General features: G+C 73.6%; 1 pseudogene. It reads right to left on the bottom strand.

Features of this window, described 5'->3' with window-relative positions:
* A pseudogene (locus SB771_RS35965) lies at positions 1-250 on the bottom strand (hybrid sensor histidine kinase/response regulator); the annotation flags it as partial.

Below are 250 nucleotides of genomic sequence, written 5' to 3'. Positions count from 1 at the left end.
CGAGCAGCGCGCCGGCCGCGATGTTCTGGATCTTGTGCAGGCGGCTGTCGAGCGGCTGCACGACCAGCATCCGTTCGCCGAGGAAGCGGTCGACCGCGACGCCGTACAGCTCGGGCTCGCCGCCGACCACCACGACCGCCGTAGTCGCCCGCGCGGCGTCGGAGGCGCCCGCATCGAGCAGCTGATGCGCGGCGACGAGGCCCGCGCGCCGCCCGTCGAACGGAAAATGCGGCTGGCCCTCGAGCACGTC

This window comes from Burkholderia sp. SIMBA_051 (assembly GCF_046534915.1).
GTDB classification, from domain to species: Bacteria; Pseudomonadota; Gammaproteobacteria; order Burkholderiales; family Burkholderiaceae; genus Burkholderia; species Burkholderia ambifaria.
The sequence above is the reverse complement of the archived record's forward strand: the minus strand, read 5'-3'. Positions and strand labels throughout refer to the sequence as shown.